Source organism: Xenophilus arseniciresistens, assembly GCF_028023875.1.
Taxonomy (GTDB): domain Bacteria; phylum Pseudomonadota; class Gammaproteobacteria; order Burkholderiales; family Burkholderiaceae_C; genus Xenophilus; species Xenophilus arseniciresistens.
In genome coordinates, this window is sequence record NZ_JAQIPB010000001.1 from 895759 (window position 1) to 921922 (window position 26164).

Here is a 26164-nt window from a genome sequence, read left to right on the forward strand (position 1 = left end):
TTTCTTGTGCGTGGGGCGTCTCAGACCGTGGCGGGCTTCGAGACGGCGTGCGGCTCCAGGCCGGCCTTGGCGTTGTTGCCGCTGCTGGTGATCTCGACCTTGCGGTCATGGATCTCGGCCAGCGCGCGCTTGTATTCGTTGGGGAAGACCTTCACGAAGCGGGTGCGGGCGACGGCCCAGTCATCCAGCAGGTCGCGCGCGCGCTTGCTGCCCGTCCAGCGGTACTGCGCCTCCAGCAAACGCTTGAGCTGGGCTTCGTCGGTCTCGCCGCCATGCCAGTGCTTGCGATGGACGCTCGCGGTCTGCTCGGCGCTGGTCAGCACTTTCTCGAGCGAGACCATCGACAGGTTGCAGCGCGAAGCGAACTGGCCGTCCTCGTCGTAGACGAAGGCGACGCCGCCGCTCATGCCGGCCGCGAAGTTGCGGCCCGTCTTGCCCAGCACGGCGACGGTGCCACCGGTCATGTATTCGCAGCCGTGGTCGCCCGTGCCTTCCACCACCGCGGTGGCACCCGACAGGCGCACCGCAAAGCGTTCGCCGGCCACGCCGGCCAGGAAAGCCTCGCCCGTGGTTGCGCCATACAGCGCCGTGTTGCCCACGATGATGTTGCGTGCCGCGTCGCCGCGGAAGTCCAGGCTGGGGCGCACCACCACGCGGCCGCCCGACAGGCCCTTGCCCGTGTAGTCGTTGGCCTCGCCGATCAGGTACAGCGTGATGCCGCGCGCCAGGAAGGCGCCGAACGATTGGCCGCCGGTGCCTTCGAGCTGGATGCGGATGGAGTCGTCGGGCAGGCCTTCGGGATGCACCTTGGTCAGCTCGCCCGAGAGCATGGCACCCACGGAGCGGTTGACGTTGCGCGCGGTCTCCATGAACTGCACCTTCTCGCCCTTGTCGATGGCCGGACGCGACTTCTCGATGAGCTTGATGTCCAGGCTCTTCTCGAGGCCGTGGTCCTGGTTCTCCACATGCAGGCGCGGCACGTCGGCCGGCACGTTCGGCTGCGCGAACAGGCGGCTGAAGTCCAGGCCGCGCGCCTTCCAGTGCTCGATGCTCTTGCGGGTGTCGAGCAGGTCGGCGCGGCCGATCAGGTCGTCGAACTTGCGCACGCCCAGCTGCGCCATCAGCTGGCGCACTTCCTCGGCGACGAAGAAGAAGTAGTTGACGACATGCTCGGGCTTGCCAGAGAACTTCTTGCGCAGCACCGGGTCCTGCGTGGCCACGCCCACCGGGCAGGTGTTGAGGTGGCACTTGCGCATCATGATGCAGCCCTCGACCACCAGCGGCGCCGTGGCGAAGCCGAACTCGTCGGCGCCCAGCAGCGCGCCGATGACCACGTCGCGGCCGGTCTTCATCTGGCCGTCGGCCTGCACGCGCACACGGCCGCGCAGGCGGTTCAGCACCAGGGTCTGCTGGGTTTCGGCCAGGCCGATTTCCCAGGGGCTGCCCGCGTGCTTGATCGACGACCAGGGCGAAGCGCCCGTGCCGCCATCATGGCCGGCGATCACGATGTGATCGGCCTTGCACTTGGCCACGCCGGCCGCGATGGTGCCCACGCCCACTTCGGACACCAGCTTGACGCTGATGGAGGCCTGCGTGGCCACGTTCTTCAGATCGTGGATCAGCTGCGCCAGGTCCTCGATCGAGTAGATGTCGTGGTGCGGCGGCGGGCTGATCAGGCCCACGCCGGGCACCGAGTAGCGCTGCTTGCCGATGTAGTCGGTGACCTTGCCGCCGGGCAGCTGGCCGCCTTCGCCGGGCTTGGCGCCCTGCGCCATCTTGATCTGCACCTGGTCCGAAGAAGCCAGGTATTCGGCCGTCACGCCGAAGCGGCCCGAAGCCACCTGCTTGATGCGCGAGCGCAGCGAGTCGCCGGGCTGCAGGGGCAGGTCGACCTCGACGTTCTCCACGCCGATCTCGCTGCGCAGCGTGGCTCCGGCCTTGATCGGGATGCCCTTGAGCTCGTTGCGGTAGCGCGCCGGGTCTTCACCGCCTTCGCCGGTGTTGCTCTTGCCGCCGATGCGGTTCATCGCGATGGCCAGCGTGGCGTGCGCCTCGGTGCTGATGGAGCCCAGCGACATGGCGCCGGTGGCAAAGCGCTTGACGATCTCGGCCGCGGGTTCGACCTCGTCCACGGCAATGGCCTTGGAGGGATCGAACTTGAACTCGAACAGGCCGCGCAGCGTGAGGTGGCGACGGCTCTGGTCGTTGATGATCTGCGCGTATTCCTTGTAGGTGTTGAAGTTGTTGGCGCGCGTGCTGTGCTGCAGCTTGGCGATGGCGTCGGGCGTCCACATGTGGTCTTCGCCGCGCGTGCGCCAGGCGTACTCGCCGCCGGCATCGAGCATGTTGGCCAGCACCGGGTCTTCGCCGAAGGCAGCCTTGTGCATGCGGATGGCTTCAGCCGCGATCTCGAACACGCCGATGCCCTCGACGCGGCTGGCGGTGCCCGGGAAGTACTTGTCCACCGTGCCCGAGTTCAGGCCGATCACCTCGAACAGCTGCGCGCCGCAGTAGCTCATGTAGGTGGACACGCCCATCTTGGACATGATCTTCGACAGACCCTTGCCGATGGCCTTGACGTAGTTGTAGATCGCCTTCTCGGCGGAGAGGTCGCCCGGCAGGTCCTCGTGCATGGCGGCCAGCGTTTCCATGGCCAGCCAGGGGTGCACGGCCTCGGCGCCGTAGCCCGCGAGCACGCCGAAGTGATGCACTTCGCGCGCCGAGCCCGTTTCCACCACCAGGCCGGCGGTGGTGCGCAGGCCTTCGCGGATCAGGTGCTGGTGCACCGCCGACAGCGCCAGCAGCGCGGGGATGGCCACCTGCTGCGCGCTCACTGCGCGGTCGCTGATGATCAGGATGTTGTGGCCGCCCTTGATGGCGTCCACGGCTTCTGCGCACAGCGAAGCCAGCTTGGCTTCGATGCCTTCCTCGCCCCAGGCCAGCGGGTAGGTGATGTCCAGCGTGTAGCTCTTGAACTTGCCCTGCGTCACGGTCTCGATGTCGCGCACCTTGGCCATGTCGTTGAAGTCCAGGATGGGCTGGCTCACTTCCAGCCGCATCGGCGGGTTCACCTGGTTGATGTCCAGCAGGTTCGGCTTGGGGCCGACGAAGGACACCAGCGACATCACGATCGCCTCGCGGATCGGGTCGATGGGCGGGTTGGTCACCTGCGCGAACATCTGCCGGAAGTAGTTGTACAGCGGCTTGTTCTTGCTCGACAGCACGGCCAGCGGGCTGTCGTTGCCCATGGAGCCGATGCCTTCCTCGCCAGCCTGCGCCATGGGGCTGAGCAGGAACTTCAGGTCTTCCTGCGTGTAACCGAAGGCCTGCTGACGGTCCAGCAGCGGCACGGCGCTGGCCGGGGCTTCCCCGGCGCCTTCCACGTCATCGAGCTTGATGCGCAGGTTCTCGATCCACTGCTTGTAGGGCTTGCTGTTGGCCAGCGTGGCCTTGACTTCCTCGTCGTCGATCATGCGGCCCTGTTCCAGATCGATCAGGAACATCTTGCCGGGCTGCAGGCGCCACTTGCGCACGATCTTGGCTTCGGGGATGGGCAGCACGCCCGATTCCGAACCCATGATCACCATGTCGTCGTCGGTCACGCAGTAGCGCGCGGGGCGCAGGCCGTTGCGGTCCAGCGTGGCGCCGATCTGCTTGCCGTCGGTGAAGACCACGGCGGCCGGGCCGTCCCAGGGCTCCAGCATGGCGGCGTGGTATTCGTAGAAGGCGCGGCGGCGCGGGTCCATCGCCTCGTGCTGTTCCCAGGGCTCCGGGATCATCATCATCACGGCCTGGCTGATCGGGTAGCCGGCCATGGTCAGCAGCTCGAGGCAGTTGTCGAAGGTGGCCGTATCGGACTGGCCGGCGAAGCTGATGGGGTACAGCTTGGCCAGATCGGCCGCCAGCACGGGCGAGGACATCACGCCTTCGCGCGCGCGCATCCAGTTGTAGTTGCCGCGCACGGTGTTGATTTCACCGTTGTGGGCCACGTAGCGGTACGGGTGGGCCAGCGGCCACTCGGGGAAGGTGTTGGTGGAGAAGCGCTGGTGCACCAGGCCGATGGCCGAGATGCAGCGCCTGTCGGTCAGGTCCAGGTAGTAGGTGCCCACCTGGTCGGCCAGCAGTAGGCCCTTGTAGACCACGGTGCGGCTGGACATGCTGGGCACGTAGTACTCCTTGGAGTACTTGAGCTTGAGCGCCTGGATGTTGGCGCTGGCCGTCTTGCGGATCACATAGAGCTTGCGCTCCAGCGCGTCCTGGACGATCACGTCGGCGCCGCGGCCGATGAAGACCTGGCGCGCGATGGGCTCGGTCTTGCGCACCGTGGGGGACATGGGCATGTCCTTGTTCACCGGCACGTCGCGCCAGCCCAGCAGCACCTGGCCTTCGGCCTTGATGGCACGCTCCATCTCCTGCTCGCAGGCCAGGCGCGAGGCGTGCTCCTTGGGCAGGAAGATCATGCCCACGCCGTACTCGCCCGCGGGCGGCAGGTTCACGCCCTGCTTGGCCATTTCCTCGCGGTACAGCGCGTCGGGGATCTGGATCAGGATGCCTGCGCCGTCGCCCATCAGCTTGTCGGCACCCACGGCGCCGCGATGGTCGATGTTCTCCAGGATCTTCAGGGCCTGGGTCACGATGTCGTGCCGCTTCTCACCCTTGATATGGGCCACGAAGCCGACGCCACAGGCATCGTGCTCCTGCGCCTTGGAGTACAGGCCGTGCTGCTGGAGATATTCGATTTCGGCTGCCGTCGTCATGGGGCACGTTCCTCTGGGGGTTTTCACGGGGGAGCCCGAGCATAGGGCTTTGCAGGAACAATGCCAAAGTATTTAATTGGGGTCAGATTCCAATTATTTTCTGATTATTTTTGTCGAGAATTATTTAGGGACAGATCAAAAAATCGTCCGAAAGTTCAGCCCTGACAGGCAGTTGCGATCAATCCGCTGATGTCTGCCGGCCCGAACTGGGGGGCCGGCCTGCGCGCGCCTTGTGCAGGCGTCGGGGGCTTTGCTGCTGCAGCCGTGCCACAAAGGCCTCGTCGCCCAGCACCCAGCCGCGCCAGCCGCTGTCACGCAACTGGGCGGCTTCGCTCGTCGAGAGGCCCTCGCGCACCAAATCGGCGTAGGCCGCCTCGCGGGCGAAGGGCGTGTTGCCCAGGGCCCAGTAGGCCAGCGGCGGCGTCAGGCCGCGCTCCTGGCGCCGCCCCAGGTAGTGGCCCAGGCTGCCCCAGCGCCAGGCCGCGGCCTCGCCCACCAGGCCGGCCTGCACCGGCGCCAGGTCGAGCGCCACCATGGCCTTGAGCAGCCAGCGCTCGGGCTGCAGCGCGGTGGCGCGGTAACGCCCCTCCCACAAGGTTCCGCGGCGGCCATGGCGGTCATTGAAATAGCGCACGTAGCTGCGGCCCACGCCCTGCATCCACAGGGGCAGCGAATCATCGCGCGTGGGCGTCAGCAGCCACTGGAACTCATCATCCAGCAGCACATAGGCATGCAGTTGCACGCCCGCGCGCGGCGCCAGCTCGGTCGCCAGGGTCAGCAGCTTTTCGCGGTCCGCCGCGTCGATGAACACCGGCTGCCCGTTGTTGCCCCGCTGCAGCGCCAGATGGGGCTGGCCAGCGATGGCAAGGCGGGGCAGTCGGGCCATGGACGATCCGCGCGGCGGGTGCGGGTGCTACAGCGGAAAACGGCTCTGGGCCAGCGACTCGAGCCCGAACTCGCCCAGCAGCGCCTGCAGGCGCTGCGCCGCGCTGGCTTTGCGCTGGCCGGTGTGGCGGGCAATGATGAGTTCGTTCTTCATGCTGTGCTCCCAGCCCACCAGCTCGGTCACGGTGACCTGGTAGCCCTGCGCTTCCAGGTACAGGCAGCGCAGCACGTTGGTGAGCTGGCTGCCCACTTCGCGCGTGTGCAGCGGGTGGCGCCACAGCTCGGCCAGGGGCGTGCGCGCCAGGGCCAGCGCCTTGTGCTGGCGCAGGCTGGCCGCCACTTCGGCCTGACAGCAGGGCACCAGCACCATGAAGCGCGCCTTCTTGGCCAGGCCGAAGGCGATGGCGTCGTCGGTGGCCGTGTCGCAGGCATGCAGCGCCGTGACCATGTCGATGCGTGCGGGCAGCGCCTCCGACTGCGTGGATTCGGCCACCGACAGCGGCAGGAAGCGCATGCGCTCGAAGCCCAGGCGCTGCGCCAATTCCTGCGAGCGCTGCACCAGCTCCTCGCGGGTCTCGATGCCGTAGGCCCATGCATCGCTGCGGTGGCGCAGGAACAGGTCGTAGAGGATGAAGCCCAGGTAGGACTTGCCGGCGCCATGGTCGGCCACCGTGGCATGGGCACCCTGCTCGGGCAGCTCCGCCAGCAGCTTCTCGATGAACTGGTAGAGGTGCTGCACCTGCTTGAGCTTGCGCCGCGAATCCTGGTTCAGGCGACCCTCGCGCGTGAGGATGTGCAGCTCCTTGAGCAGCTCGACCGACTGGCCCGGCTGCAGCGCGTCGGCCAGGGCTTCGGTGGCGGCATCGGCCGGGCTCGCGCCCTTTTTCTTCTTGTCGTGCGGGCGGCTCATGGGCGTGCCTTTGCGTCGCGGTCCGTCGTCGTCATGTGCGCGCCCACGTCCAGCGCGCGCCAGCCCTGGGCGCCCAGCGCCTCGAGCGTGCGGATGTTGCGTTCATAGATGTCGGCCGCTTCGGGCACGGCCGCGACGGCCCGCTCGATGCTGGCCTCGCGCAGCAGGTGCAGCGTCGGGTAGGGAGATTGGTTGCTTGCATTGCCCATGTCTTCGGCCTCCGTGCCCGCAAACTGGAATTGCGGGTGAAAGCTGGCCAACTGCAGCTCGCCTTCGTGTCCCGCCTTGCGCAGGCGGCGCTCGGCGCGCGCAGTGAAGTCATTGAAAGTCAGGAAGTCCGCCAGCGCCAGCGGCGCGATCAGCAAAGTGGTGTCGCGCTGCTCGGCCGGCAGCTCGCGCAGGGTCTGGGCCTCTTCCAGCAGCGCCTGCATCAGGCCATCCGCATCATCGTCCAGCCAGACGCGGCAATGCACCTGCCCCTTCACATGCACCGCCTTGGCAAAGGGGCACAGGTTCAGCCCGATCACCGCGCGTTCCAGCCAGCGCGTGGTGTCGGCCAGGGCCTGCGCTTCCAGCGTCTGCAGCGGCGTCATGCGGCGCCCTCCGCGGCGCGGCGCAGGCGCAGCGCCGCCAGCACGCCCAGGGCCGAGCAGGCGAGCGTGAACACCCAGGTCCATTGCCAGCCACCCGCGCGCTGCGCGATCCAGCCCACCACGGGCGGCGCCGCGAACTGGCCCAGCGACGAGATCTGCTGCATCAGCCCGACGGTGGTCGACACCGTCTGCGGCCCCGGCGCCACCCGCACGGACAGCATGAACAAGGTGGCCGGCACCGCGCCGCCGCCCATCGAGAACAGGCACACGGCCAGGTAGCGCAGCGCGGGCGGCAGGCCGCTGCCCTGCCACTGCGCGAAGGCGGCCGCGCTGCCCAGCACCATGCAGCCAAAACCCAGGCACAGCAGGCGCAGCGGCGGCCAGCCGGCCTGCAGCAGCCGGCCAGCCATCACGTTGCCCACCATGTTCAGGGCCGCGGCCAGCGCGGTGAGCGCGGCCGTGGCACCCGCAGCCAGCCCCGCCTGCACGTAGATGGTGGGCAGAAAGCCGATCACCGACATCCATTGCGCCGAATAGAGGCCGAAGGCCAGTGCCGCGCTCCAGGGGCCGGCAGCGCCTAGCGTGGCGCCCAGCCGTGCGCGCCAGGCACCGGGCTCTGCTGCCTTTGCCGGCTGCGCTGGATCGGCTGGCACCGTGAGCACGATGAGCGCCGCGGCCAGCGCCGATAGCGCGGCCACGGCCCACCACCAGGGCTGCCAGCCCATGGCGCCGATCAGCCATGGCCCCAGCAACAGGCCCAGGGCCACACCACCGGGCATGTAGGCGCCCCAGAGGCCCAGCGCACGCTTTTCCATGCCGGGTGGCGCAAGCCGGCGGATCAGGCCGGGCGCGGGCATGACCGCCAGCAGGAAACCCACGCCCTCCAGCACGCGGCAGCCCAGCAGCCAGGCCACGGGGTCGATCGCGGGCGCCGCCACGGCGCCGGCCGCACCCGCCAGCGTGAGCAGCCCCAGGCCGATCAACATGCAGCGGCGCAGGCCCAGGCCATCGGCCGCCAGCCCCGCCAGCAGCCCCAGTGCCATGCCCGCGGCCTGCACCAGCGACAGCAGAAAGCCCGCGGCCACCAGCCCCAGGCCAAGGCCCTGTTCCAGCGCCGGCAGCGCGGGCGGCAGCTTGCCCACATGCAGGGCCGCCGCCACGCCGCCGGCCACCACCGCCCACACCGGCGCCGCCTTCAGGCCAGCCATCGGCCCCCCGTGAGGCGCTCATGCTCGCGCATGGCGAAGCGGTCGGTCATGCCGGCGATGTAGTCGGCCACGGCGCGATGGCGGTCTTCGCACGCTTCGTAGTGGGCGGGCAGCGCCAGTTCGCGCGCCGCGTAGGCCGCGAACAGGTCGCGCACCGCCTCCTGGGCACGGCCCGTGGTCTGCATGACCTGCGGGTGCCGGTACAGCTGCGCGAACAGGAAGCGCTTGAGTACGCTCGACTTCTCGCGCATGCCCTCGCTGAAGCCGACCAGGGGCGGCGCCAGGCGCACGCCCTGCGCATCGGCAATGCCGTGAGCCTGCAGCGCCGCGCGCGTGGTGTCGATCACGTCGTAGACCTGCGCGCTGAGCATGCGGCGTATGGTTTCGTACAACAGGCGGCGCGTGTCCAGTTGCGGATGCTCGGCCAGGGTCTGCTGGCGGAAGTCTTCGAACAGCGGCACTTCAGACAGCGCCTCGAGGCGCAGCAGGCCCGAACGCACGCCGTCGTCGATGTCGTGCGCGTTGTAGGCGATCTCGTCGGCCAGGTTGGTCAGCTGCGCCTCCAGGCTGGCCTGGGTGCGCTCCAGGAAGCGGCGGCCCACGCCGCCGGGCTCCTGCGACTCCAGCTTCTGGGCATTGGCGCGCGAGCAATGCTTGAGGATGCCCTCGCGCGTCTCGAAGCTCAGGTTCAGCCCGTCGAAGGCCGGATAGCGGCGCTCCAGCGCATCGACCACGCGCAGGCTCTGCAGGTTGTGCTCGAAGCCGCCGTGGTCTTTCATGCAGTCGTTCAGCGCATCCTGGCCCGCATGGCCGAAGGGCGTGTGGCCCAGGTCATGGGCCAGGGCGATGGCTTCCACCAGGTCTTCGTTCAGGCCCAGCGGGCGGGCTATGGAACGCGCGAGCTGCGCCACCTCCAGCGAATGCGTGAGCCGCGTGCGGAACAGGTCGCCCTCGTGGTTCAGGAAGACCTGGGTCTTGTAGACCAGGCGCCTGAAGGCCGTGGAATGGACGATGCGGTCGCGGTCGCGCTGGAAGGCATCGCGCGTGGGCGCCGCCGCTTCAGGGTGGCGCCGGCCGCGCGAGACGGCCGGGTCGCTGGCGTACGGGGCGCGGCTCATCGCCAGGCGGCGCCGCTCAGGCCGGATCGCAGCACTCGGCCAGCACCTCGCGCACCAGCGCATCGGGGGCCGCGCGCATCACGGCGGAGCCGGGCCTGTCGATGAGCACGAAGCGGATTTCGCCGCCTTCGGATTTCTTGTCCACGCGCATCAGTTCCAGGTAGCGTTCGGCACCCAGACCGGGGCCGCGCGTGGGCAGGCCGGCCCGCGCAATGAGCGCGATCAGCCGCTCGGCGAAGGCCGCATCCACGCCGCCCAGGCGCTGCGAGAGCCGGATGGCCATGACCATGCCGCAGCCCACGGCCTCGCCGTGCAGCCACTGGCCGTAGCCCAGGCCGGACTCGATGGCATGGCCGAATGTGTGGCCGAAATTGAGAATGGCGCGCAGGCCCGACTCGCGCTCGTCCTGGCCCACCACTTCGGCCTTGATCTCGCAGCTGCGGCGCACGGCATGGGCCAGGGCTGCGCCGTCGCGCGCCACCAGCGCGTCGATGTGGGCCTCGATCCAGTCGAAGAAGGCCATGTCGGCGATGGGCCCGTACTTGATCACCTCGGCCAGGCCCGCGGCCACCTCGCGCTGCGGCAGGGTGCGCAGCGTGTCCAGGTCGCACAGCACGCGCTGCGGCTGGTAGAAGGCGCCGATCATGTTCTTGCCCAGCGGGTGGTTGATGGCCGTCTTGCCACCCACCGACGAATCCACCTGCGCCAGCAGCGTGGTCGGCAGCTGAACGAAGGGCACGCCGCGCATATAGCAGGCCGCGGCGAAGCCGGTCATGTCGCCCACCACGCCGCCGCCCAGCGCGAACAGCACCGTCTTGCGGTCTGCGCCATGGCTCAGCAGGGCATCGAAGATGCTGTTGAGCGTGGGCCAGTCCTTGTGCGCCTCGCCATCGGGCAGTTCGAGCACGTGCACGGTCTTGAAGCGGCCGCGCAGCGCCTGCACCACGGCATTGGCATACAGCGGCGCCACCACGGTGTTGCTGACCACCAGCGCCATGCTGGCGGCGGGCAGATCGTCGTAGCTGGCGGGGTCCGACAGCAGGCCGCTGCCGATCAGGATGGGGTAGCTGCGCTCGGCAAGATCGATGCGCAAGGAAGAAGCGGCGAGAGAGGGCGAAGCCATGGCGCGAGTGTAGTGGGCGGCCCTGTGCGCACGAGGGCGGCACCGGGCGAAACGGGGCTCAGAGCTGCGGCGGCTGCGCAGCGGCGCCTGCGCCGTCTGGCGGCACGATGCCCTGCTCCACCAGCAGCCCGTGCAGGGTGCGCGTGAGCGCGTTGACGGAGGCGCGCCCCGTGTCGACCACCGAGCCGGCGACTTCGCGGTAGAGCGGATCGCGCTGCTCGTACAGGTCGCGCAGGCGCGCCAGCGGGTCGGCCACCTGCAGCAGCGGGCGCTTCACGTCGTGCCGCAGCCGGCGGTACAGCGCCTCGGGCGTGGACCAGAGGTAGATCACGCAAGGGCCCGAACGCAGCGTCTCGCGGTTCTCGGTGCGCAGCACGGCGCCGCCGCCGGTGGCGATCACCGAGGCCACCGGGCCTTGAGAAAACTCGGCAATCACGCGCTGCTCCAGATCGCGGAAAAAGGGCTCGCCCTTGCGCTCGAACAGCTCCCGGATGGAGCAGCCCACGCGATCCTCGATCGCCTGGTCCAGATCGACGAAGGGCCAGTCCAGCCGCTGTGCCAGGCGCCGCCCCAGGGCCGACTTGCCGCTGCCGGGCATGCCGACCAGCGCAACAGAGACCGGGGACGAACGGGAATCAGGCATCGAGGGCAAACCGGGTTGGCTCGGCGCAGTGCGTGTGCGAACACGGGTGCGGCCATGACTGGCGGAGACTGTGAGATTCGAACTCACGGACGGTTGCCCGTCGGCAGTTTTCAAGACTGCTGGTTTAAACCACTCACCCAAGTCTCCGGGCGGCGCATTCTAGGGCCTGCTAGCACTACTTCAGGGGTCGCGAAATAGCGCTAGCAGGCCCTGGGGCGCCATTCACGGCTTTCAGTCGCCATCAGGCAGAAACAGGCCCTGCAGGTCGCTCAGAAAATCCAGCCCGCGCGCCGTCGGCCACACGCGGTGCAGGTCGCGCTCGATCAGGCCCTTGCGCTCGGCCTCCTGCAGCGGCCGCTGGATGGCGCTGACGGCCAGGCCGGTGCGTTCGCTGAACTGCGCCAGCGCAAAGCCCTCGCGCAGGCGCAGGGCGTTGAGCATGTATTCGAAGGGCAGGTCGGCCCGGCCCACCTCCTGCGCCTGCGCCACGGCGTTGCCCGCGCGCGCGGCCTCCATGTACAGGCGCGGTTCGCGAAAGCGCACCTGGCGCAGCACGCGGTGCGCGAAGCTCAGCTTGCCGTGCGCGCCGGCACCCAGGCCCAGGTAATCGCCGAACTGCCAGTAGTTGAGGTTGTGGGCGCAGCGGTGCCCGGCCCGCGCATAGGCCGACACCTCGTAGCGCTGCAGCCCCGCGTCGGCGGTGCGCTCGGTGATGCGGTCGAGCATGGCGTAGGCGATGTCGTCCTCGGGCAGCGCGGGCGGGTGCTTGGCGAAGAAGGTGTTGGGCTCGATGGTGAGGTGGTAGACCGACAGATGCGGTGGCGCGAGCGCCAGCGCCTGGTCCAGGTCGGCGTCCAGGCCGGCAATGTCTTGCCCCGGCAGCGCGTACATGAGGTCGAGGTTGAAGGTCTCGAAGGCCTGGGCGGCCTCTTCCACCGCCGCAATCGCCTGGGCCCGGTCGTGCACACGGCCCAGCGCCTGCAGATGCGCATCGTTGAAGCTCTGCACACCGATGGACAGGCGCGTGACCCCGGCCGCGCGGTAGGCGCGGAAGCGGTCACGCTCGAAGGTGCCGGGGTTGGCTTCCAGCGTCACTTCGCAGCCGGGCTCCAGCTTCAGGCGCGCGCGCACATCGCCCAGCAGCCGGTCGATGGAGGCCGGCGAGAACAGGCTGGGCGTGCCGCCGCCGATGAAGATGCTGTGCACGGGCCGGCCCCACACCAGGGGCAGCGAGGCATCCAGATCAGCGATCAGCGCGTCGATGTATTCGGCCTCGGGCAGGCCGTCGGCGCCCAGGCGCGCCTCATGCGAGTTGAAGTCGCAATAGGGGCACTTGCGCAGACACCAGGGCAGGTGGATGTACAGCGACAGCGGCGGCAGCGACTGGAAGTGCAGCGTGCCCGGCCGCATCCAGTGCATCACGTCCTGCGCATGTGGCGCGCCTTCGGGCGCGGCCGGGCGCAGCGGCATGGCTGGCGCGGGCGCGCTGCTCACGACAGCCACCGCTCGCGCATCAGCGCCAGCATGGCGCGCGCGGCCTGGCCCCGGTGGCTGCGGGCGTTCTTGTCCTGCGCACTCAGCTGCGCGAAGGTGCGGCCCAGCTCGGGCAGGAACATCACGGGGTCGAAGCCGAAACCGTTCTCGCCGATGGGCTCGCTGGTGATCTGCCCGACGGCACGGCCCACGGCAATCAGGGGCTCGGGGTCTTGCGCGCTGCGCAGCGCCACCAGCGTGCTGACCAGCGCCGCGCGGCGCTGCGTCTGGCCCTGCATCTGCTCGAGCAGCGCGCGCACGTTGTTGCCATCGCCCTTGGCATAGCCGAACTGCGTGGCGTAGTAGGCCGTGTCCACGCCGGGCAGGCCACCGAAGGCATCCACACACAGGCCCGCGTCATCGGCGATGGCCGGCAGGCCGGTGGCGGCGCTGGCGTGGCGCGCCTTGGCCAGCGCGTTCTCGACGAAGGTGCGAAACGGCTCTTCGGCCTCGCCCACACCCAGCTCGGACTGGCGCACCAGCGCCACACCCAGCGGCGCAAAAAGCTGCTGCAGCTCGGCCAGCTTGCCTGCGTTGTTGGAGGCCAGGACCAGCTTCATGGACATGTCCTCAGGCCTGCGCCAGCGCCTCGCGCTGCGCCACCACCAGTTCGCCGATGCCCTTCTCGGCCAGGGCCAGCAACTGGTTCATCTCTTCGCGCGTGAAGGCCGCGCCCTCGGCCGTACCCTGCACTTCCACGAAATGGCCGGCGCCGGTCATGACCACGTTCATGTCGGTGTCGCAGGCCGAGTCCTCGGTGTACTCCAGGTCCAGCAGCGGCAGGCCTTCGACGATGCCCACCGACACGGCAGCCACATGGTCCTTGATGGGCGATGCGCCCAGCAGGCCCTGCGCCATCAGCTTGTTGACGGCGTCCTGCGCCGCCACGAAGGCGCCCGTGATGGCCGCGGTGCGCGTGCCGCCGTCTGCCTGCAGCACGTCGCAATCGAGGTGGATGGTGCGCTCGCCCAGCGCTCGCAGATCGAATACCGCGCGCATCGAACGGCCGATCAGGCGCTGGATCTCCTGGGTGCGCCCGCTCTGCTTGCCCTTGGCCGCCTCGCGGCTGCCACGGGTGTGGGTGGCGCGCGGCAGCATGCCGTATTCGGCGGTCACCCAGCCTTCGCCGCTGCCTTTCTTGTGCGGCGGCACTTTTTCTTCGACCGAGGCGGTGCAGAGCACGCGCGTCTGGCCGAACTCGATGAGCACCGAGCCTTCGGCGTGGATGGTGAAGCCGCGGGTGATGCGGATGGCGCGCAACTGATCGGCGGCACGGCCGGCGCTACGGGTGAAAGAGCTCATGATCGATCCAGAGTGCAAGACAGGAAGAAGTGAAGGCCGCCAGCGGTCACCGAGCCGGGCGGAGGACAGGAAGCGATGCAGGGCGGCCGCTCAGCCGCGGCGCGCTGCCGAGCGGCGGATGGCTTCGTTGATCTCGGCGATGGAGCGCTCGATGGCGTCGTCGTCCAGGTCGTCGATCTCGCCATCCGAGGGCATGCCTGCCTGGATGGTGGAGGCGAAGACGTCGTCGCTGATGTGGTCCGTCGAGATGCCCCGGCCGCCCGCGCCGTCGGGGGTTTCCCACTCGACGGCCACCAGCGTCGCATTGTCGCCGGTGCGCCCGGCCCGGCGCAGCGCCATCTCGACCAGCTCGGGCGCCGCATCAGAAACGGCGCGGCTGGCCAGCGTGCGCGCGATCAGTTCGTCGTCAAGCACACCCCAGATGCCGTCCGAGCAGAGCATCAGCCGGTCGCCCTGCTGCAGCACCAGCGGCTCGGAAATTTCGAACATCGGAGTGCACGGCGAGCCCAGGCAGGTCAACAGCAGGTTGCGGTTGACCGGCTCGGTGCTGCCGTGCGGGCGTGGTCGCTCGGCATGCGAATGGTCGCGCGTGCGCGTGAGCAGCCTGCCCTCGCGCACCACATACAGGCGCGAATCGCCGCAGTGGATCCAGGTGGCCAGGCCGTCCTGCAGCACCGCGGCCACCACGGTCGTGCGCGGCGTGTCGAGCATGGCCTTGGCGCTGGCATAGCGCATGATCTGCTGGTGCGCGCTCATCACGGCCGCCGCGAGGAAGGACTTCACGTCCTTGAGCCCCGGCCGCGCATCGCGCTGGTACAGCGCAGCGATGGTCTGCAGCGCCAGCTGGGCCGCCACCTCGCCCTCCGGGTGCCCTCCCATGCCGTCGGCCAGCACGAACAGGCCCGATTCGCGCGTGTAGCAGTAGCCCATGCGGTCCTCGTTCTTGGGCCTGCCGCCCTTGCGGCTGACCTGGAAGACGGAGAACTTCATTGAAACGCCCCTTGATGGATGCGAGGAATGGAAAGCATCTCTCAGTTCGGCCGGGTCGTGGGCGCCGCCACCTTGGGCAGCGGCTTCTTGTCGGCCGCGCGCATGTTGTCCAGCGACAGGCGCATCTTCTCGCTGACCGACAGGCGCGTGTAGCGGCGCTCGCCCTCGCGGCTGAGTTCCTTTTGCAGCGCGAACACCGACTGCGGCCTGGACAGCGGGTCCAGCGCCATGCACCACTCCACCACCTCGATCAGGTCGTCGGAGTAGATGCCCCGAAGCCGGGACTGCGACAGCGACAGGCGGTCTTTTTCGATGCGCTGCGGCGCGTCGTTGGGCGGGTAGCCGTGCATGCAGGCGTACATGCAGGCGCCGATGGCGTAGATGTCGGTCCAGGGGCCCATCGACGAATCGCGCCGGTACATCTCGGGCGCGGCAAAGCCGGGCGTGTACATGGGGCGGATGAAGTTGCCTTCCTTGGACAGCACCTCGCGCGCGGCGCCGAAGTCGATCATCACGGCCCGGTCGTCATCGGTGACGAAGATGTTGGCCGGCTTGATGTCCAGGTGCAGCATCTTGTGCTGATGCACCACGCGCAGGCCCCGGAGGATCTCGTCGAACAGCGAGCGGATCGTGGACTCGCGGAACACCTTGGACTTCTTGAGCTCGCGCGCGGTGACGATGAAGTCCTGCAGCGTGGCGCCGTCCAGGTAGTTCATCACCATGTAGACGGTTTCGTTCTCGCGGAAGAAATTCAGCACGCTCACGACCGAGGCGTGCGAGATCTGCGCCAGCGACCGGCCTTCCTCGAAGAAGCTCTTGAGGCCCAGCCGGTACAGCGACAGCTTCTCGGGCGGCACCTGCGGCGCCAGTTCGCCGGGGGCGCGGGTGGCCAGCGACGAAGGCAGGTATTCCTTGATGGCGACCTGCTGCCCACTCTTGTCGACCGCCAGGTAGACCACGCCGAAGCCGCCAGCCGACAGGCGGCGCACGACGCGGTATCCGCCTATCACCGTGTCGGGGGGCAGAGGCGACGGTTTGACCTTTGACATAATCGGGAGTTTCGCCCGAAGGCGGGGGAGCAGCAACGGCACGCGAGCGCTGGCCGGATCGATCCCTTGCACGCGCCACAAGCGCAATGTGCCTTGGGGCACAGGGGCAAACGAAACCCGAGTAAGGACAGCGAGGCTTCATGGCAGTCTACAGCATGACCGGCTACGCAAGCGGCCAGAGCGCCCCCGCGGCCGGCCCCGGCGAAGGCGATGCGCGCGAGGCGTCCGGCGCCCGTCTGGGCCTGGAAATCCGGGCCGTCAACAGCCGCTTCCTGGACCTGACTTTCAAGCTGCCCGAAGAGCTGCGCCAGCACGAGCCCGCGCTGCGCGAGCTGCTGACCCGGCACCTCAAGCGCGGCAAGGTCGAGCTGCGGGCGGCCATCGACAACGGCAGCGCGAGCGGCATGGGCGAGCCCTCGCCCCGACTGCTGCAGCGGCTCAATGCCGCCCAGGACGCGATCAAGGCCTGGCTGCCGCAGGCCGCCGAGCTGAGCGTGGCGGACGTGTTGCGGCTGGCTGCCCAGGAAGGCTCGCGCCCCGCCTCGGCCGCCGACTTCGATGCGCCCGCGCTTGCCATCCGCGTGCTGGAAAGCCTGCTCGATGCCCGCGCTCGCGAAGGCGAGCGGCTGGTCCTGACATTGCAGGAACGCCTGCAAGGCCTGCGCGCCCTCGCCCAGCAGGCCGCGCCCATCATTCCGCGGCTGGTGGAGCAGCAGCGCACACGCTTCCTGGAGCGCTGGAACGAAGCCATGGGCCTGGTGGCGAATCAGGCCAGCGCCGACACCGCCCAGGACCGCGCACTGGCGGAAGCCACGGCCTTCGCCATCCGCATCGACGTGGCAGAAGAGCTGACGCGCCTGAGCGCCCACCTCGACGAGATCGAACGCCTGCTCGCGCAGGGCGGCGAGATCGGCAAGCGCCTGGACTTCCTGATCCAGGAGCTGCACCGCGAGGCCAACACCCTGGGCTCTAAGTCTGCGGCACTGGAACTCACGCGCATCGGCGTGGACATGAAGGTGCTGATCGAGCAGATGCGCGAGCAGGTGCAGAACATCGAATAAGAAAGAGGGCCGACATGGAATACCCCGGCAACATCTTCGTCGTGGCGGCGCCCAGCGGCGCCGGCAAATCCAGCCTGGTCAAGGCGCTGATGGAGCTGGACTCGGCCGTTCAGCCCTCGGTGTCGCACACGACGCGCCCGCCGCGTGGCCAGGAAAAGCATGGCCGCGAATACTTCTTCACCTCCGCGGCCGAGTTCGATGCGATGGTCGCCGCCGACGGTTTCGTGGAATGGGCGCACGTGCATGGGCACCGCTACGGCACCTCGAAGAAAGCCGTGGAGGAGCGCGTCGCCCAAGGCGCCGACGTGCTGCTGGAGATCGACTTCCAGGGCGCGCTGCAGATCCGCAAGACCTTTGCCAACGCAGTGCTGATCTTCATCCTGCCGCCCAGCTGGGAAGAGCTGCGCTCGCGCCTGGAGCGGCGCGGCGAGGATGCGCCCGACGTGATCGACCTGCGCCTGGCCAATGCCGCCGAGGAGATGGCCCAGGCCAGCCAGTTCGACTTCGTTATAATCAACGAGCTTTTCGAGCGCGCGCTCTTTGACCTCAAGGCCATCGTTCACGCGCAACGCCTGCGCTACGTCGCCCAGCGCCGCGCCCGTGCCGACACCTTCGCGGCACTGAACATTTCCTGATCCATCGCACCGAGAAAGAGATAGCCATGGCCCGCATCACCGTCGAAGACTGCCTGGAGCAGATCCCCAACCGCTTTCAACTCGTGCTGGCGGCCACCTACCGCGCCCGCATGCTGAGCCAGGGTCACGCACCCAAGATCGAAAGCAAGAACAAGCCGGCCGTCACTGCGCTGCGCGAAATTGCCGACGGCAAGATCGGCCTGGAAATGCTCAAGAAGGTGCCCGGCTGATTGCCTCGCACGCACTGCCGGCCGCGCCTGAACGGCTGCTGGCCGCACAAAAAGAGAGCACCGCTTGCGGTGCTTTTTTTGTGCCCGGAGCGGGACATGCAACTGTCTTGCTAAAGTCACAACCATGAGTGCGGTCGTCCAACCTGAGTCCAGACCTTCGGCAAGCAGCCTGCCATCGGGTCGGCCTGCAGCCCTGAATGCGGCTGCGGCCAGCTTTGCCGCGCTTCTGGATCGGCTGGACTACCTGAGCGCGGAAGACGTGGAGCTGGTGCGCCGCGCCTACCGTTTTGCCGACGAAGCCCACCTGGGCCAGTTGCGCAACAGCGGCGAGCCCTATATCACCCATCCCATTGCGGTGGCCGCGCAGTGCACGGAATGGAAGCTCGATGCCCAGGCCCTGATGGCCGCCCTGCTCCACGACGCGATGGAGGACTGCGGCGTCACCAAGGCCGACCTCGTGGAGCGCTTCGGCGCCTCGGTGGCCGAGCTGGTGGACGGCCTGACCAAGCTGGACAAGCTGCAGTTCAACACCCGCGAGGAAAACCAGGCCGAGAGCTTTCGCAAGATGCTGCTGGCCATGGCGCGCGACGTGCGCGTGATCCTGGTCAAGCTGGCCGACCGCACGCACAACATGCGCACGCTGTCCGATGCGCCGCGTGAAAAGTGGTCGCGCATCTCGCGCGAGACGCTGGAGATCTACGCCCCCATCGCCTACCGCCTGGGTCTGAACCAGACCTACCGCGAGCTGCAGGACCTGTCGTTCCGGCATCTGCGGCCCTGGCGCTATGCGATCCTGGGCAAGGCCGTGGCCAAGGCCCGCAGCCGCCGGCGCGACCTGATCCACAAGGTGCAGCGCGACGTGGAAGCGGCCTTTGCCAACGCAGACCTGCAGATCCGGATCGCGGGCCGCGAGAAGACGCTCTACTCCATCTACCGCAAGATGGATGAGAAGCACCTGAGCTTCGCCGAGGTCACGGACATCTACGGCTTTCGCCTGATCCTGCCCACCATCACGGCCTGCTACACCGCGCTGGGCATCCTGCACCAGCTGTACAAGCCGCTGCCGGGCAAGTTCAAGGACCACATCGCCATCACCAAGCTCAACGGCTACCAGTCCTTGCACACCACGCTGGTCGGCCCCTCGGGCGTGAACGTCGAATTCCAGCTGCGCACCGAAGCCATGCACCTCGTCGCCGAGTCGGGCGTGGCCGCGCATTGGCTCTACAAGGCTTCGGAGACCAGCGATACCGGGGCCGAACGGCTGAGTGCCAAGTGGCTGCAGTCGCTGCTGGACATCCAGGACGAAACGCGCGACGCCGCCGAGTTCTGGGACCATGTGAAGGTGGACCTCTTTCCCGACGCGGTCTATGTGTTCACGCCCAAGAGCGAGATCATGGCCCTGCCCCGCGGCGCCACGGTGGTGGACTTCGCATACGCCATCCACACCAACATCGGCGACCACACCTCGGCCGCCCGCATCAATGGCGAGCAGGTGCCGCTGCGCACCGAACTCAACAACGGCGACGTGGTGGAAGTCATCACCGCGCCGGTGTCCACGCCCAACCCCGCCTGGCTGGGCTTTGTGCGCACGGGCCGGGCACGCTCCAAGATCCGTCATTACCTCAAGACGCTGGAGCAGACCGAGTCCGAAGGCCTGGGGGAGAAGCTGCTGACCCAGGCCCTGCGCGCCGAGGGCCTGGCCCGGCTGCCCGACGACAGCACCGAGCAGCAGCCGCTGTGGGACAAGCTGCTGCGCTTCACGGGCAACCGCAGCCGCGCCGAGCTGCTGACGGACATCGGCCTGGGCCGGCGCATCGCGACCATCGTCGCCAAGCGGCTGATGGCGCTGATGGCCGAGCGCGGCGAGCGCCCCGACGCCCTCATGCTCACGCGCGAGCGCTTCACCGCACATGAGTCGGTGTCGCAGGGCGGCGTGACGCTGGACGGCAGCGAGAACTCCTCGGTGCGCTTTGCCACCTGTTGCCGCCCCATCCCGGGCGACCCCATCGTGGGATACCTGGGCCACGGCGAAGGGCTGGTGGTGCATGTGGACAGCTGCGGCGTGGCGCAGCGCCTGCACCACAAGGACAGCGAGCGCTTCATCACCGTGGAGTGGTCGGACGAGCCGCTGCGACCGTTCGAAACCGCGCTGCGCGTGACCGTGCGCAATGACAAGGGCGTGCTGGCCCGCATCGCCGCCACGCTGGCGGGCGCGGAAGCAGACATCACGCACGTCGAAATGCCCGAAGACGCAGCACAGGACTCGATCGACCTGCGCTTCGTCGTCGCCGTGCAGGACCGCTCGCATCTGGACAACGTGCTGCGCGCCGCGCGTCGCACGCCCTCCGTGCTCAAGGCGGCGCGCATTCTTCCGGCCCCCTGAGCGCACAGGCGGCAGCTTCAGGCTGCTGGGACGGGGTAGCTCACGGCCAGCACCTCGATCTCGCGCGCGCCGGCCGGCGTGACCAGGCGCACCAGATCGCCCACGCGCGCCTTGAGCAGCGCGCGCGCGACGGGCGACACCCAGCTCACCTGGGACTGCGCGCTGACTGCCTCGTCGATGCCCAGGATCGTCACGGTGGACTCGGCACCTTCTTCGTCCGCATAAGTGACGGTGGCGCCAAAGAAGACCTGATCGCCGCCGTGATGCACGGAAGGGTCGGTGACCTCGGCAATCTCCAGCCGGCGCGTGAGGAAGCGGATGCGGCGGTCGATTTCGCGCAGTCGCTTCTTGCCGTAGAGGTAGTCGCCGTTTTCTGAACGGTCTCCGTTCTTGGCCGCCCAATGCACGGCCTCCACCACCTTGGGCCGCTCGTTGTCCATCAGGTCCAGCAGCTCCGCGCGCAGCCGCGCGTAGCCGGCCGGCGTGATGTAGTTCTTGCTGCCCGCCGGCAGGGGCGGCAGCCCGGCGTCGAGGTCGTCCTCTTCGCCGTCGCTTTCCTTGGTAAAGGCCTTGCTCATACCGATTGCCCGGAAAGGTGAGTCCCTCAGAAATCCCTCATCAGGGCTGAAGGCGCAGAAAGGAAAAAGCCCCGGAACATTGCTGTTCCGGGGCTATCCGTTTGGTGCGGCTGGCAGGAATCGAACCCACGACCCCTTGGTTCGTAGCCAAGTACTCTATCCAGCTGAGCTACAGCCGCTAAGCTATCTAGTATAGCGTGCTTTTGAGCACTCCTCTAGATTTTCTTGTTTTTCTTTTTGAATTCTTCAGGGACGTCAGCAATGCTTTTCAGCGTGCTTGGTAGGCCGTGCTGGACTTGAACCAGCGACCAAGGGATTATGAGTCCCCTGCTCTGACCAACTGAGCTAACGGCCCTGTGCGAAGCCCACGATTCTATACCAGGATTTGCCCTGTTATCCCTTGGGCTGGCTCAATGCATTGCCCACCAGGCGCGCAGTGATGTCCACGATCTGGATCATGCGGTCATAGTGCATGCGCGTGGGGCCGATGACGCCCAGCGTGCCGACCACCTCACCATCGACCTCGTAGTTCGCGCTGACCACCGACAGCTCTTCAAAAGGCACGACCTGGCTTTCGCCGCCGATGAAGATGCGCACGCCCTCGGCCTTGCTCGACACATCGAGCAGGCGCAGCAGTTGCGCCTTCTGCTCGAACAGCTCGAAGGCCCGGCGCAGCTGGCTCATGTCGCTGGAGAAGTCGCTCACGGCCAGCAGGTTGCGCTCGCCGGCAATGATCACCTCTTCCTGCGCCGCGCTCATGGCTTCGGTGCTGACCTGCACGGCTGCCTGCATCAGCGTGGCGATTTCGCCGCGCAGGGTTTCCATCTCGCCTTGCAACTGGTCACGCACCTGCTCCATCGACAGGCCGCTGTAGTGGGCGTTGAGATAGTTCGCTGCCTCCACCAGCTCGGACTGCGAATAGTCGCGGTCGGTGAAGATCACCCGGTTCTGCACATCGCCATCGGTGGAGACGATGATCACCAGCAGTCGCCGCTCCGACAGCCGCAGGAATTCCACCTGCCGGAAGGCGGCAGCGCGGCGCGGCGCCATCACCACGCCGACGAATTGCGACAGGTTGGACAGCATCTGCGCGGCGTTGGCGATCACCTTCTGCGGCTGGTCGGCCGGCAGGCTGGGCGCCGCCAACTGGGTGCGCTGCGCGGTGAGCATGGTGTCCACGAACAGGCGGTAGCCGCGCGCCGTGGGAATGCGGCCGGCCGAGGTGTGCGGGCTGGCGATCAAGCCCAGCTCCTCCAGGTCGGACATCACATTCCGGATGGTGGCCGGCGACAGCTCCAGCCCCGGCGCACGCGAGAGGGTGCGCGAACCGACGGGCGTTCCATCGGAGATGTAGCGCTCAACCAGCGTCTTGAGCAGCAACTTGGCACGGTCATCCAGCATGGCACGATTTTAGGAGCGGGATGGCCTTGTTCAGGCACGCCTTGTGGCCACCGGCTGGTCAAGCAAAGATGTTTTAATTTGCGCATGACTTCTGTGTTTCGCCGCGTCGCCCTTATCGGCAAGTACCAGCCGCAGGGCGCGCGCGCGCACGATCCCGTGATGGACGAGATCGGCGACTTCCTGAGCGCGCAAGGATGTGAGGTGGTGCTGGAGCAAAGCAGCGCAGGCTGCGGCGACGCAGCCGTGCCGCCGCGCGCCTGCCGCCATCCCGTGATGAGCGTCGAGGAGATCGGCGAGCAATGCGACCTCGGCCTCGTGGTGGGCGGCGACGGCACCATGCTGGGCATCGGCCGCCAGCTGGCGCCTTTTGGCGTGCCGCTGATCGGCATCAACCGGGGCCGCCTGGGCTTCATCACCGACATCGCGCTCGATGAATACCAGGACGCGCTGCGCCCCATGCTGGCCGGCGAGTACGACGAGGACCACCGCAGCCTGATCCAGGCCAGCGTGATGCGCGACGGCCAGTCCGTGTTCGAGGCCGTGGCCATGAACGACGTGGTGGTCAATCGCGGCGCCACCTCGGGCATGGTGGAACTGCGCGTGTCTGTGGGCAAGGCCTTCGTGGCCAACCAGCGCGCGGACGGCCTGATCATCGCCACCTCCACAGGCTCCACGGCCTACGCCCTGTCGGCCGGTGGGCCCCTGCTGCATCCGTCCATCCCGGGCTGGATCATGGTGCCGATCGCGCCCCACACCCTGTCCAACCGCCCCATCCTGCTGCCCGACGCCGAAGAAGTGACCATCGAGGTGGTCAACGACCGCGACGCCAGCGCCAACTTCGACATGCAATCCCTTGCCTCCCTGCGCCAGGGCGACCGCATCGTGGTGCGCCGCTCCGACTTCCATGTGCGCTTTCTGCATCCACGCGGCTGGAGCTACTTCGACACGCTGCGCCGCAAGATGCACTGGAACAAGGGAGACAACTGAAATGAAACTACCCCCACGCTCCCCCGCTTCGCGAGGTCCGCTGCCCCCCGAGGGGGTGCCTCAGTGCCTTCGGGCGGCCGGGCGCCACTGAAATGAAACAGCCCCCACGCTCCCCCGCTTCGCGAGGTCCGCTGCCCCCCGAGGGGGTGCCTCAGTGCCTTCGGGCGGCCGGGCGCCACTGAGATGGCGCTGCGCCGCATCACCCTGCGGGACTTCGTGATCGTCCGTTCGCTGGAGCTGGACCTGCAGGCCGGCTTCACGGTGCTGACGGGCGAGACCGGCGCCGGCAAGTCCATCCTCATCGATGCGCTGCAGCTGGTGCTGGGCAACCGCGCCGATCCGGGCGCCGTGCGCGAGGGCGCGCAGCGCCTGGACGTGAGCGCCGAGTTCGATGCCGATCCCGCCCTGGCCGCCTGGCTAGAGGAAGGCGGCTTCACCGCCGATGACACGCTGCTGCTGCGCCGATCCGTGGATCTGCAGGGCCGCAGCCGCGGCTGGATCAATGGTGCGCCGGCCACGGCCACGCAGTTGCGGGAGCTGGGCGACCAGTTGCTGGACATCCATGGCCAGCACGCCTGGCAAAGCCTCACGCGAACCGAGGCCGTGCGCGGCCTGCTCGACGCCTATGCCGGGGTGGACGTGAGCGAGATGGAAGCCGCCTGGCAGCGCTGGCGCCAGGCCCTGCAGGCGCTGGAAGACGCGCGCCGCGCGCAGGATTCGCTGCAGCGCGAGCGCGAACGGCTGCAGTGGCAGATTGGCGAGCTGGGCAAGCTGGCCCCGCGTGAAGCCGAATGGGAAGAGCTGTCGACCCAGCACACGCGGCTTTCGCACGCGCAGGGGCTGATCGATGCGGCCCAGGGCGCGCATGCGGCCCTGGAAGACGAGGACAGCGGCGCGCTGGGCGCGCTGAACAAGGCGCTGGAGCTGCTGCAGAACCAGCGCCACCTCGAGCCCGAGTTCCAGGGGCTGATCGAGGAGCTGGCCTCCAGCGTGGCGCAGGCCTCGGACGCGGCGCATTCGCTGCAGGCCTATCTGCGCCACACCGACACCGACCCGGAACAACTGGCCGCGCTCGACGAACGCATGGGCCAGTGGATGTCGCTGGCGCGGCGCTACAAGCGCCAGCCCGAAGACCTGCCCGCACTGCTCGCGCAATGGCAAGGGGAGCTGGCGCAGTTGGACGCCCAGACCGACCTGGAAGCGCTGGAAGCCGCCGAACAGCGCAGCCAGCAGAGCTGGCGCAAATCGGCCCAGGCCGTGAGCGCGCGCCGCACGCAGGCCGCGCCGCGCCTGGCCCAGGCCATCAGCCAGGCCATGCAGGGCCTGGGCATGCAGGGCGGCCGCTTTGACGTGCAGTTGCAGCCCGCTGCCCAGCCCGGCCGCGCGGGCCTGGAGGACGTCAACTTCCTGGTGGCCGGCCATGCAGGCAGCACGCCGCGCCCCATCGGCAAGGTGGCCTCCGGCGGAGAACTCTCGCGCATCGCGCTGGCCATTGCGGTGACCACCAGCCGGCTGGGCAATGCGCAGACACTGATTTTTGACGAAGTGGACTCGGGCGTCGGTGGCGCGGTGGCTGAAACCGTGGGCCGGCTGATGCAGCAACTGGGCCGCGACCGCCAAGTGCTGGCCGTGACCCACCTGCCCCAGGTGGCCGCCTGCGCCGACCATCACCTGCGCGTGGCCAAGCGCGCTGCCGTTGAAGCGCCAGGCCAGGCGCCGCGCACCGAGAGCTCGGTACAGCCCTTGCTGGCCGAGGAGCGAGCCGAAGAAATCGCGCGCATGCTGGGCGGCGAGCGCATCTCGGCCACCACGCTGGCCCATGCCCGCGAGCTGCTGGCGCCGCAGCCTGCTGCCGCAGCCGACACGCCGCGCCGCAAAGCCAAGGCCCACCCATGACGCTGGATCTGGTCCTCATCACCGGCATGTCCGGCTCCGGCAAGTCGGTGGCCCTGCATGCGCTGGAAGATGCCGGCTACTACTGCGTCGACAACCTACCGCCCGAGCTGCTGGCCTCCTTCCTGGCCTTGCAGACCGCCCAGCGCGCCCGGCGCGTGGCTGTGGCGATCGACGTGCGCAGCGGCGTCTCGCTGCCCGGCCTGCCTCTGCAGCTGGCCAACCTGCGCAAGGAAGGCATCGCGCTGCGTTCGCTGTTCCTGGACTCGACGACCGAAGCGCTGGTGCGGCGGTTTTCCGAAACCCGGCGGCGCCACCCGCTGTCCAGGCAGGAAGGCCGCGTGGACGCGCCCGAGCAGGAGCGCGCCCTGGTGCAGGCCATCGAGCTCGAACGCGAGCTGCTGGCCGACCTGCGCGACGGCGCAGACGTGATCGACACCAGCCTGATCCAGCCGGCGCAGCTGCGCACCTACATCAAGGCGCTGCTGAACGCGCCGCAGCGCCAGTTGACGCTGGTCTTCCAGTCCTTCGCCTTCAAGCGCGGGCTGCCGCTGGACGCGGACTACGTGTTCGATGTGCGCATGCTGCCCAACCCGCACTATGTGGCCGAGCTGCGTGCGCTGACGGGGCGCGACACGCCGGTGGTCGACTGGCTGCGGGCGCACGACGAAGTGGCGCAGATGTATGCCGACATCGAGCAGTTCCTCAACCACTGGCTGGCGGCACTGGCCGATGACCACCGCAGCTACGTGACGGTGGCCATCGGCTGCACGGGCGGCCAGCACCGCTCGGTCTTTCTGGTCGAGCAACTGGCGCGCGCCTTCGGCGAGCGCTGGGCCGCACTCAAGCGGCACCGCGAGCTGGACACCGACTGATCGCGGCGTG

General features: G+C 68.2%; 22 protein-coding genes and 3 tRNA genes. 7 read left to right on the plus strand and 18 right to left on the minus strand.

Annotated features, from left to right (window positions below; all coding sequences use genetic code 11):
- Positions 1-20: 20 nt before the first annotated feature.
- The 14 genes from PGB34_RS04010 to PGB34_RS04075 all read right to left on the minus strand — a co-directional run bounded on the left by PGB34_RS04010 (position 21) and on the right by PGB34_RS04075 (position 16111).
- Entirely contained in the window at positions 21-4757 is a 4737-nt protein-coding gene (locus tag PGB34_RS04010) for a glutamate synthase-related protein (protein WP_271426769.1), read from the minus strand.
- A 178-nt stretch (positions 4758-4935) separates the two neighbouring features.
- Entirely contained in the window at positions 4936-5643 is a 708-nt protein-coding gene (locus PGB34_RS04015; protein WP_271426770.1) for a transposase, read from the minus strand.
- 27 nt (positions 5644-5670) lie between these two features.
- Positions 5671-6552, minus strand: coding sequence for a class I SAM-dependent methyltransferase (locus PGB34_RS04020; RefSeq protein WP_271426771.1), 882 nt, complete (start codon positions 6550-6552; stop codon positions 5671-5673).
- Entirely contained in the window at positions 6549-7145 is a 597-nt protein-coding gene (locus tag PGB34_RS04025; RefSeq protein WP_271426772.1) for a DUF1415 domain-containing protein, read from the minus strand. Before PGB34_RS04025 ends, PGB34_RS04020 begins: the two co-directional genes overlap by 4 nt.
- The gene (locus PGB34_RS04030; protein ID WP_271426773.1) at positions 7142-8353 is read right to left on the minus strand and encodes an MFS transporter; all 1212 of its coding nucleotides are present in this window, start codon (positions 8351-8353) and stop codon (positions 7142-7144) included. Before PGB34_RS04030 ends, PGB34_RS04025 begins: the two co-directional genes overlap by 4 nt.
- Positions 8341-9471, minus strand: coding sequence for a deoxyguanosinetriphosphate triphosphohydrolase (locus PGB34_RS04035; protein WP_271426774.1), 1131 nt, complete (start codon positions 9469-9471; stop codon positions 8341-8343). Before PGB34_RS04035 ends, PGB34_RS04030 begins: the two co-directional genes overlap by 13 nt.
- 16 nt (positions 9472-9487) lie before the next feature.
- A complete protein-coding gene (gene aroB, locus PGB34_RS04040; RefSeq protein WP_271426775.1) occupies positions 9488-10594 on the minus strand; it encodes a 3-dehydroquinate synthase in 1107 nt (368 codons plus the stop codon).
- Between the two features lie 58 nt (positions 10595-10652).
- Entirely contained in the window at positions 10653-11237 is a 585-nt protein-coding gene (locus tag PGB34_RS04045) for a shikimate kinase (protein WP_271426776.1), read from the minus strand.
- Positions 11238-11296: 59 nt separating this feature from the next.
- Positions 11297-11384: transfer RNA gene (locus PGB34_RS04050), tRNA-Ser, on the minus strand.
- A gap of 84 nt (positions 11385-11468) precedes the next feature.
- Positions 11469-12707: a radical SAM family heme chaperone HemW gene (gene hemW, locus PGB34_RS04055; protein WP_271426902.1), complete on the minus strand. Its 1239-nt coding sequence runs from the start codon at positions 12705-12707 to the stop codon at positions 11469-11471.
- Between the two features lie 20 nt (positions 12708-12727).
- Positions 12728-13330: an RdgB/HAM1 family non-canonical purine NTP pyrophosphatase gene (gene rdgB / locus PGB34_RS04060; protein WP_271426777.1), complete on the minus strand. Its 603-nt coding sequence runs from the start codon at positions 13328-13330 to the stop codon at positions 12728-12730.
- A 10-nt stretch (positions 13331-13340) separates the two neighbouring features.
- A complete protein-coding gene (gene rph, locus PGB34_RS04065) occupies positions 13341-14072 on the minus strand; it encodes a ribonuclease PH (RefSeq protein ID WP_271426778.1) in 732 nt (243 codons plus the stop codon).
- 90 nt (positions 14073-14162) lie between these two features.
- On the minus strand, positions 14163-15062 hold the full coding sequence (locus tag PGB34_RS04070; protein WP_271426779.1) for a PP2C family protein-serine/threonine phosphatase: 900 nt from the start codon (positions 15060-15062) through the stop codon (positions 14163-14165).
- A gap of 41 nt (positions 15063-15103) precedes the next feature.
- The gene (locus tag PGB34_RS04075) at positions 15104-16111 is read right to left on the minus strand and encodes a serine/threonine protein kinase (RefSeq protein ID WP_271426780.1); all 1008 of its coding nucleotides are present in this window, start codon (positions 16109-16111) and stop codon (positions 15104-15106) included.
- 140 nt (positions 16112-16251) lie between these two features.
- Between PGB34_RS04075 and PGB34_RS04080 the strand changes: the two genes are divergently transcribed.
- The 4 genes from PGB34_RS04080 (at position 16252) to PGB34_RS04095 (ending at position 20420) form a co-directional block, all read left to right on the plus strand.
- Positions 16252-17172 (plus strand): YicC/YloC family endoribonuclease, encoded by a 921-nt coding sequence (locus PGB34_RS04080; protein WP_271426781.1) that lies wholly within the window; start codon positions 16252-16254, stop codon positions 17170-17172.
- A gap of 14 nt (positions 17173-17186) precedes the next feature.
- The gene (gene gmk, locus PGB34_RS04085; protein ID WP_271426782.1) at positions 17187-17807 is read left to right on the plus strand and encodes a guanylate kinase; all 621 of its coding nucleotides are present in this window, start codon (positions 17187-17189) and stop codon (positions 17805-17807) included.
- A 26-nt stretch (positions 17808-17833) separates the two neighbouring features.
- A complete protein-coding gene (gene rpoZ / locus PGB34_RS04090) occupies positions 17834-18037 on the plus strand; it encodes a DNA-directed RNA polymerase subunit omega (RefSeq protein WP_225781112.1) in 204 nt (67 codons plus the stop codon).
- Positions 18038-18161: 124 nt separating this feature from the next.
- Positions 18162-20420, plus strand: coding sequence for a RelA/SpoT family protein (locus tag PGB34_RS04095; RefSeq protein WP_271426783.1), 2259 nt, complete (start codon positions 18162-18164; stop codon positions 20418-20420).
- Positions 20421-20437: 17 nt separating this feature from the next.
- Here PGB34_RS04095 and greB read toward each other — a convergent pair whose 3' ends face one another.
- The 4 genes from greB to hrcA form a co-directional block, all read right to left on the minus strand.
- On the minus strand, positions 20438-20998 hold the full coding sequence (gene greB / locus PGB34_RS04100) for a transcription elongation factor GreB (RefSeq protein ID WP_271426784.1): 561 nt from the start codon (positions 20996-20998) through the stop codon (positions 20438-20440).
- Between the two features lie 102 nt (positions 20999-21100).
- Positions 21101-21177 (minus strand) — tRNA-Arg (locus PGB34_RS04105).
- 99 nt (positions 21178-21276) lie between these two features.
- Positions 21277-21353, minus strand: a tRNA-Ile gene (locus tag PGB34_RS04110).
- A 38-nt stretch (positions 21354-21391) separates the two neighbouring features.
- The gene (hrcA, locus tag PGB34_RS04115; protein ID WP_271426785.1) at positions 21392-22399 is read right to left on the minus strand and encodes a heat-inducible transcriptional repressor HrcA; all 1008 of its coding nucleotides are present in this window, start codon (positions 22397-22399) and stop codon (positions 21392-21394) included.
- Positions 22400-22483: 84 nt separating this feature from the next.
- On the opposite strand from hrcA, the gene PGB34_RS04120 reads away from it, so the two are divergent.
- From PGB34_RS04120 to rapZ, 3 genes are all read left to right on the plus strand, one after another.
- A complete protein-coding gene (locus tag PGB34_RS04120) occupies positions 22484-23386 on the plus strand; it encodes an NAD kinase (RefSeq protein ID WP_271426786.1) in 903 nt (300 codons plus the stop codon).
- Between the two features lie 183 nt (positions 23387-23569).
- Positions 23570-25282, plus strand: a complete 1713-nt coding sequence (recN, locus tag PGB34_RS04125) for a DNA repair protein RecN (RefSeq protein ID WP_271426787.1) — start codon at positions 23570-23572, stop codon at positions 25280-25282.
- Positions 25279-26154: an RNase adapter RapZ gene (rapZ, locus tag PGB34_RS04130; protein ID WP_271426788.1), complete on the plus strand. Its 876-nt coding sequence runs from the start codon at positions 25279-25281 to the stop codon at positions 26152-26154. Before recN ends, rapZ begins: the two co-directional genes overlap by 4 nt.
- Positions 26155-26164 lie beyond the last annotated feature (10 nt).

What these genes read in the sequence shown, in the direction of transcription:
- rdgB (WP_271426777.1), bottom strand. Translation starts at nt 13,330, where the DNA reads ATGAAGCTGGTCCTGGCCTCCAACAACGCAGGCAAGCTGGCCGAGCTG.
- PGB34_RS04095 (WP_271426783.1), top strand. Translation starts at nt 18,162, where the DNA reads ATGAGTGCGGTCGTCCAACCTGAGTCCAGACCTTCGGCAAGCAGCCTG.
- PGB34_RS04070 (WP_271426779.1), bottom strand. Translation starts at nt 15,062, where the DNA reads ATGAAGTTCTCCGTCTTCCAGGTCAGCCGCAAGGGCGGCAGGCCCAAG.
- rph (WP_271426778.1), bottom strand. Translation starts at nt 14,072, where the DNA reads ATGAGCTCTTTCACCCGTAGCGCCGGCCGTGCCGCCGATCAGTTGCGC.
- PGB34_RS04025 (WP_271426772.1), bottom strand. Translation starts at nt 7,145, where the DNA reads ATGACGCCGCTGCAGACGCTGGAAGCGCAGGCCCTGGCCGACACCACG.
- hemW (WP_271426902.1), bottom strand. Translation starts at nt 12,707, where the DNA reads ATGCCGCTGCGCCCGGCCGCGCCCGAAGGCGCGCCACATGCGCAGGAC.
- PGB34_RS04015 (WP_271426770.1), bottom strand. Translation starts at nt 5,643, where the DNA reads ATGGCCCGACTGCCCCGCCTTGCCATCGCTGGCCAGCCCCATCTGGCG.
- PGB34_RS04030 (WP_271426773.1), bottom strand. Translation starts at nt 8,353, where the DNA reads ATGGCTGGCCTGAAGGCGGCGCCGGTGTGGGCGGTGGTGGCCGGCGGC.
- PGB34_RS04075 (WP_271426780.1), bottom strand. Translation starts at nt 16,111, where the DNA reads ATGTCAAAGGTCAAACCGTCGCCTCTGCCCCCCGACACGGTGATAGGC.
- gmk (WP_271426782.1), top strand. Translation starts at nt 17,187, where the DNA reads ATGGAATACCCCGGCAACATCTTCGTCGTGGCGGCGCCCAGCGGCGCC.
- recN (WP_271426787.1), top strand. Translation starts at nt 23,570, where the DNA reads ATGGCGCTGCGCCGCATCACCCTGCGGGACTTCGTGATCGTCCGTTCG.
- aroB (WP_271426775.1), bottom strand. Translation starts at nt 10,594, where the DNA reads ATGGCTTCGCCCTCTCTCGCCGCTTCTTCCTTGCGCATCGATCTTGCC.
- PGB34_RS04045 (WP_271426776.1), bottom strand. Translation starts at nt 11,237, where the DNA reads ATGCCTGATTCCCGTTCGTCCCCGGTCTCTGTTGCGCTGGTCGGCATG.
- rapZ (WP_271426788.1), top strand. Translation starts at nt 25,279, where the DNA reads ATGACGCTGGATCTGGTCCTCATCACCGGCATGTCCGGCTCCGGCAAG.
- PGB34_RS04035 (WP_271426774.1), bottom strand. Translation starts at nt 9,471, where the DNA reads ATGAGCCGCGCCCCGTACGCCAGCGACCCGGCCGTCTCGCGCGGCCGG.
- PGB34_RS04020 (WP_271426771.1), bottom strand. Translation starts at nt 6,552, where the DNA reads ATGAGCCGCCCGCACGACAAGAAGAAAAAGGGCGCGAGCCCGGCCGAT.
- PGB34_RS04120 (WP_271426786.1), top strand. Translation starts at nt 22,484, where the DNA reads ATGACTTCTGTGTTTCGCCGCGTCGCCCTTATCGGCAAGTACCAGCCG.
- greB (WP_271426784.1), bottom strand. Translation starts at nt 20,998, where the DNA reads ATGAGCAAGGCCTTTACCAAGGAAAGCGACGGCGAAGAGGACGACCTC.
- PGB34_RS04010 (WP_271426769.1), bottom strand. Translation starts at nt 4,757, where the DNA reads ATGACGACGGCAGCCGAAATCGAATATCTCCAGCAGCACGGCCTGTAC.
- rpoZ (WP_225781112.1), top strand. Translation starts at nt 17,834, where the DNA reads ATGGCCCGCATCACCGTCGAAGACTGCCTGGAGCAGATCCCCAACCGC.
- PGB34_RS04080 (WP_271426781.1), top strand. Translation starts at nt 16,252, where the DNA reads ATGGCAGTCTACAGCATGACCGGCTACGCAAGCGGCCAGAGCGCCCCC.
- hrcA (WP_271426785.1), bottom strand. Translation starts at nt 22,399, where the DNA reads ATGCTGGATGACCGTGCCAAGTTGCTGCTCAAGACGCTGGTTGAGCGC.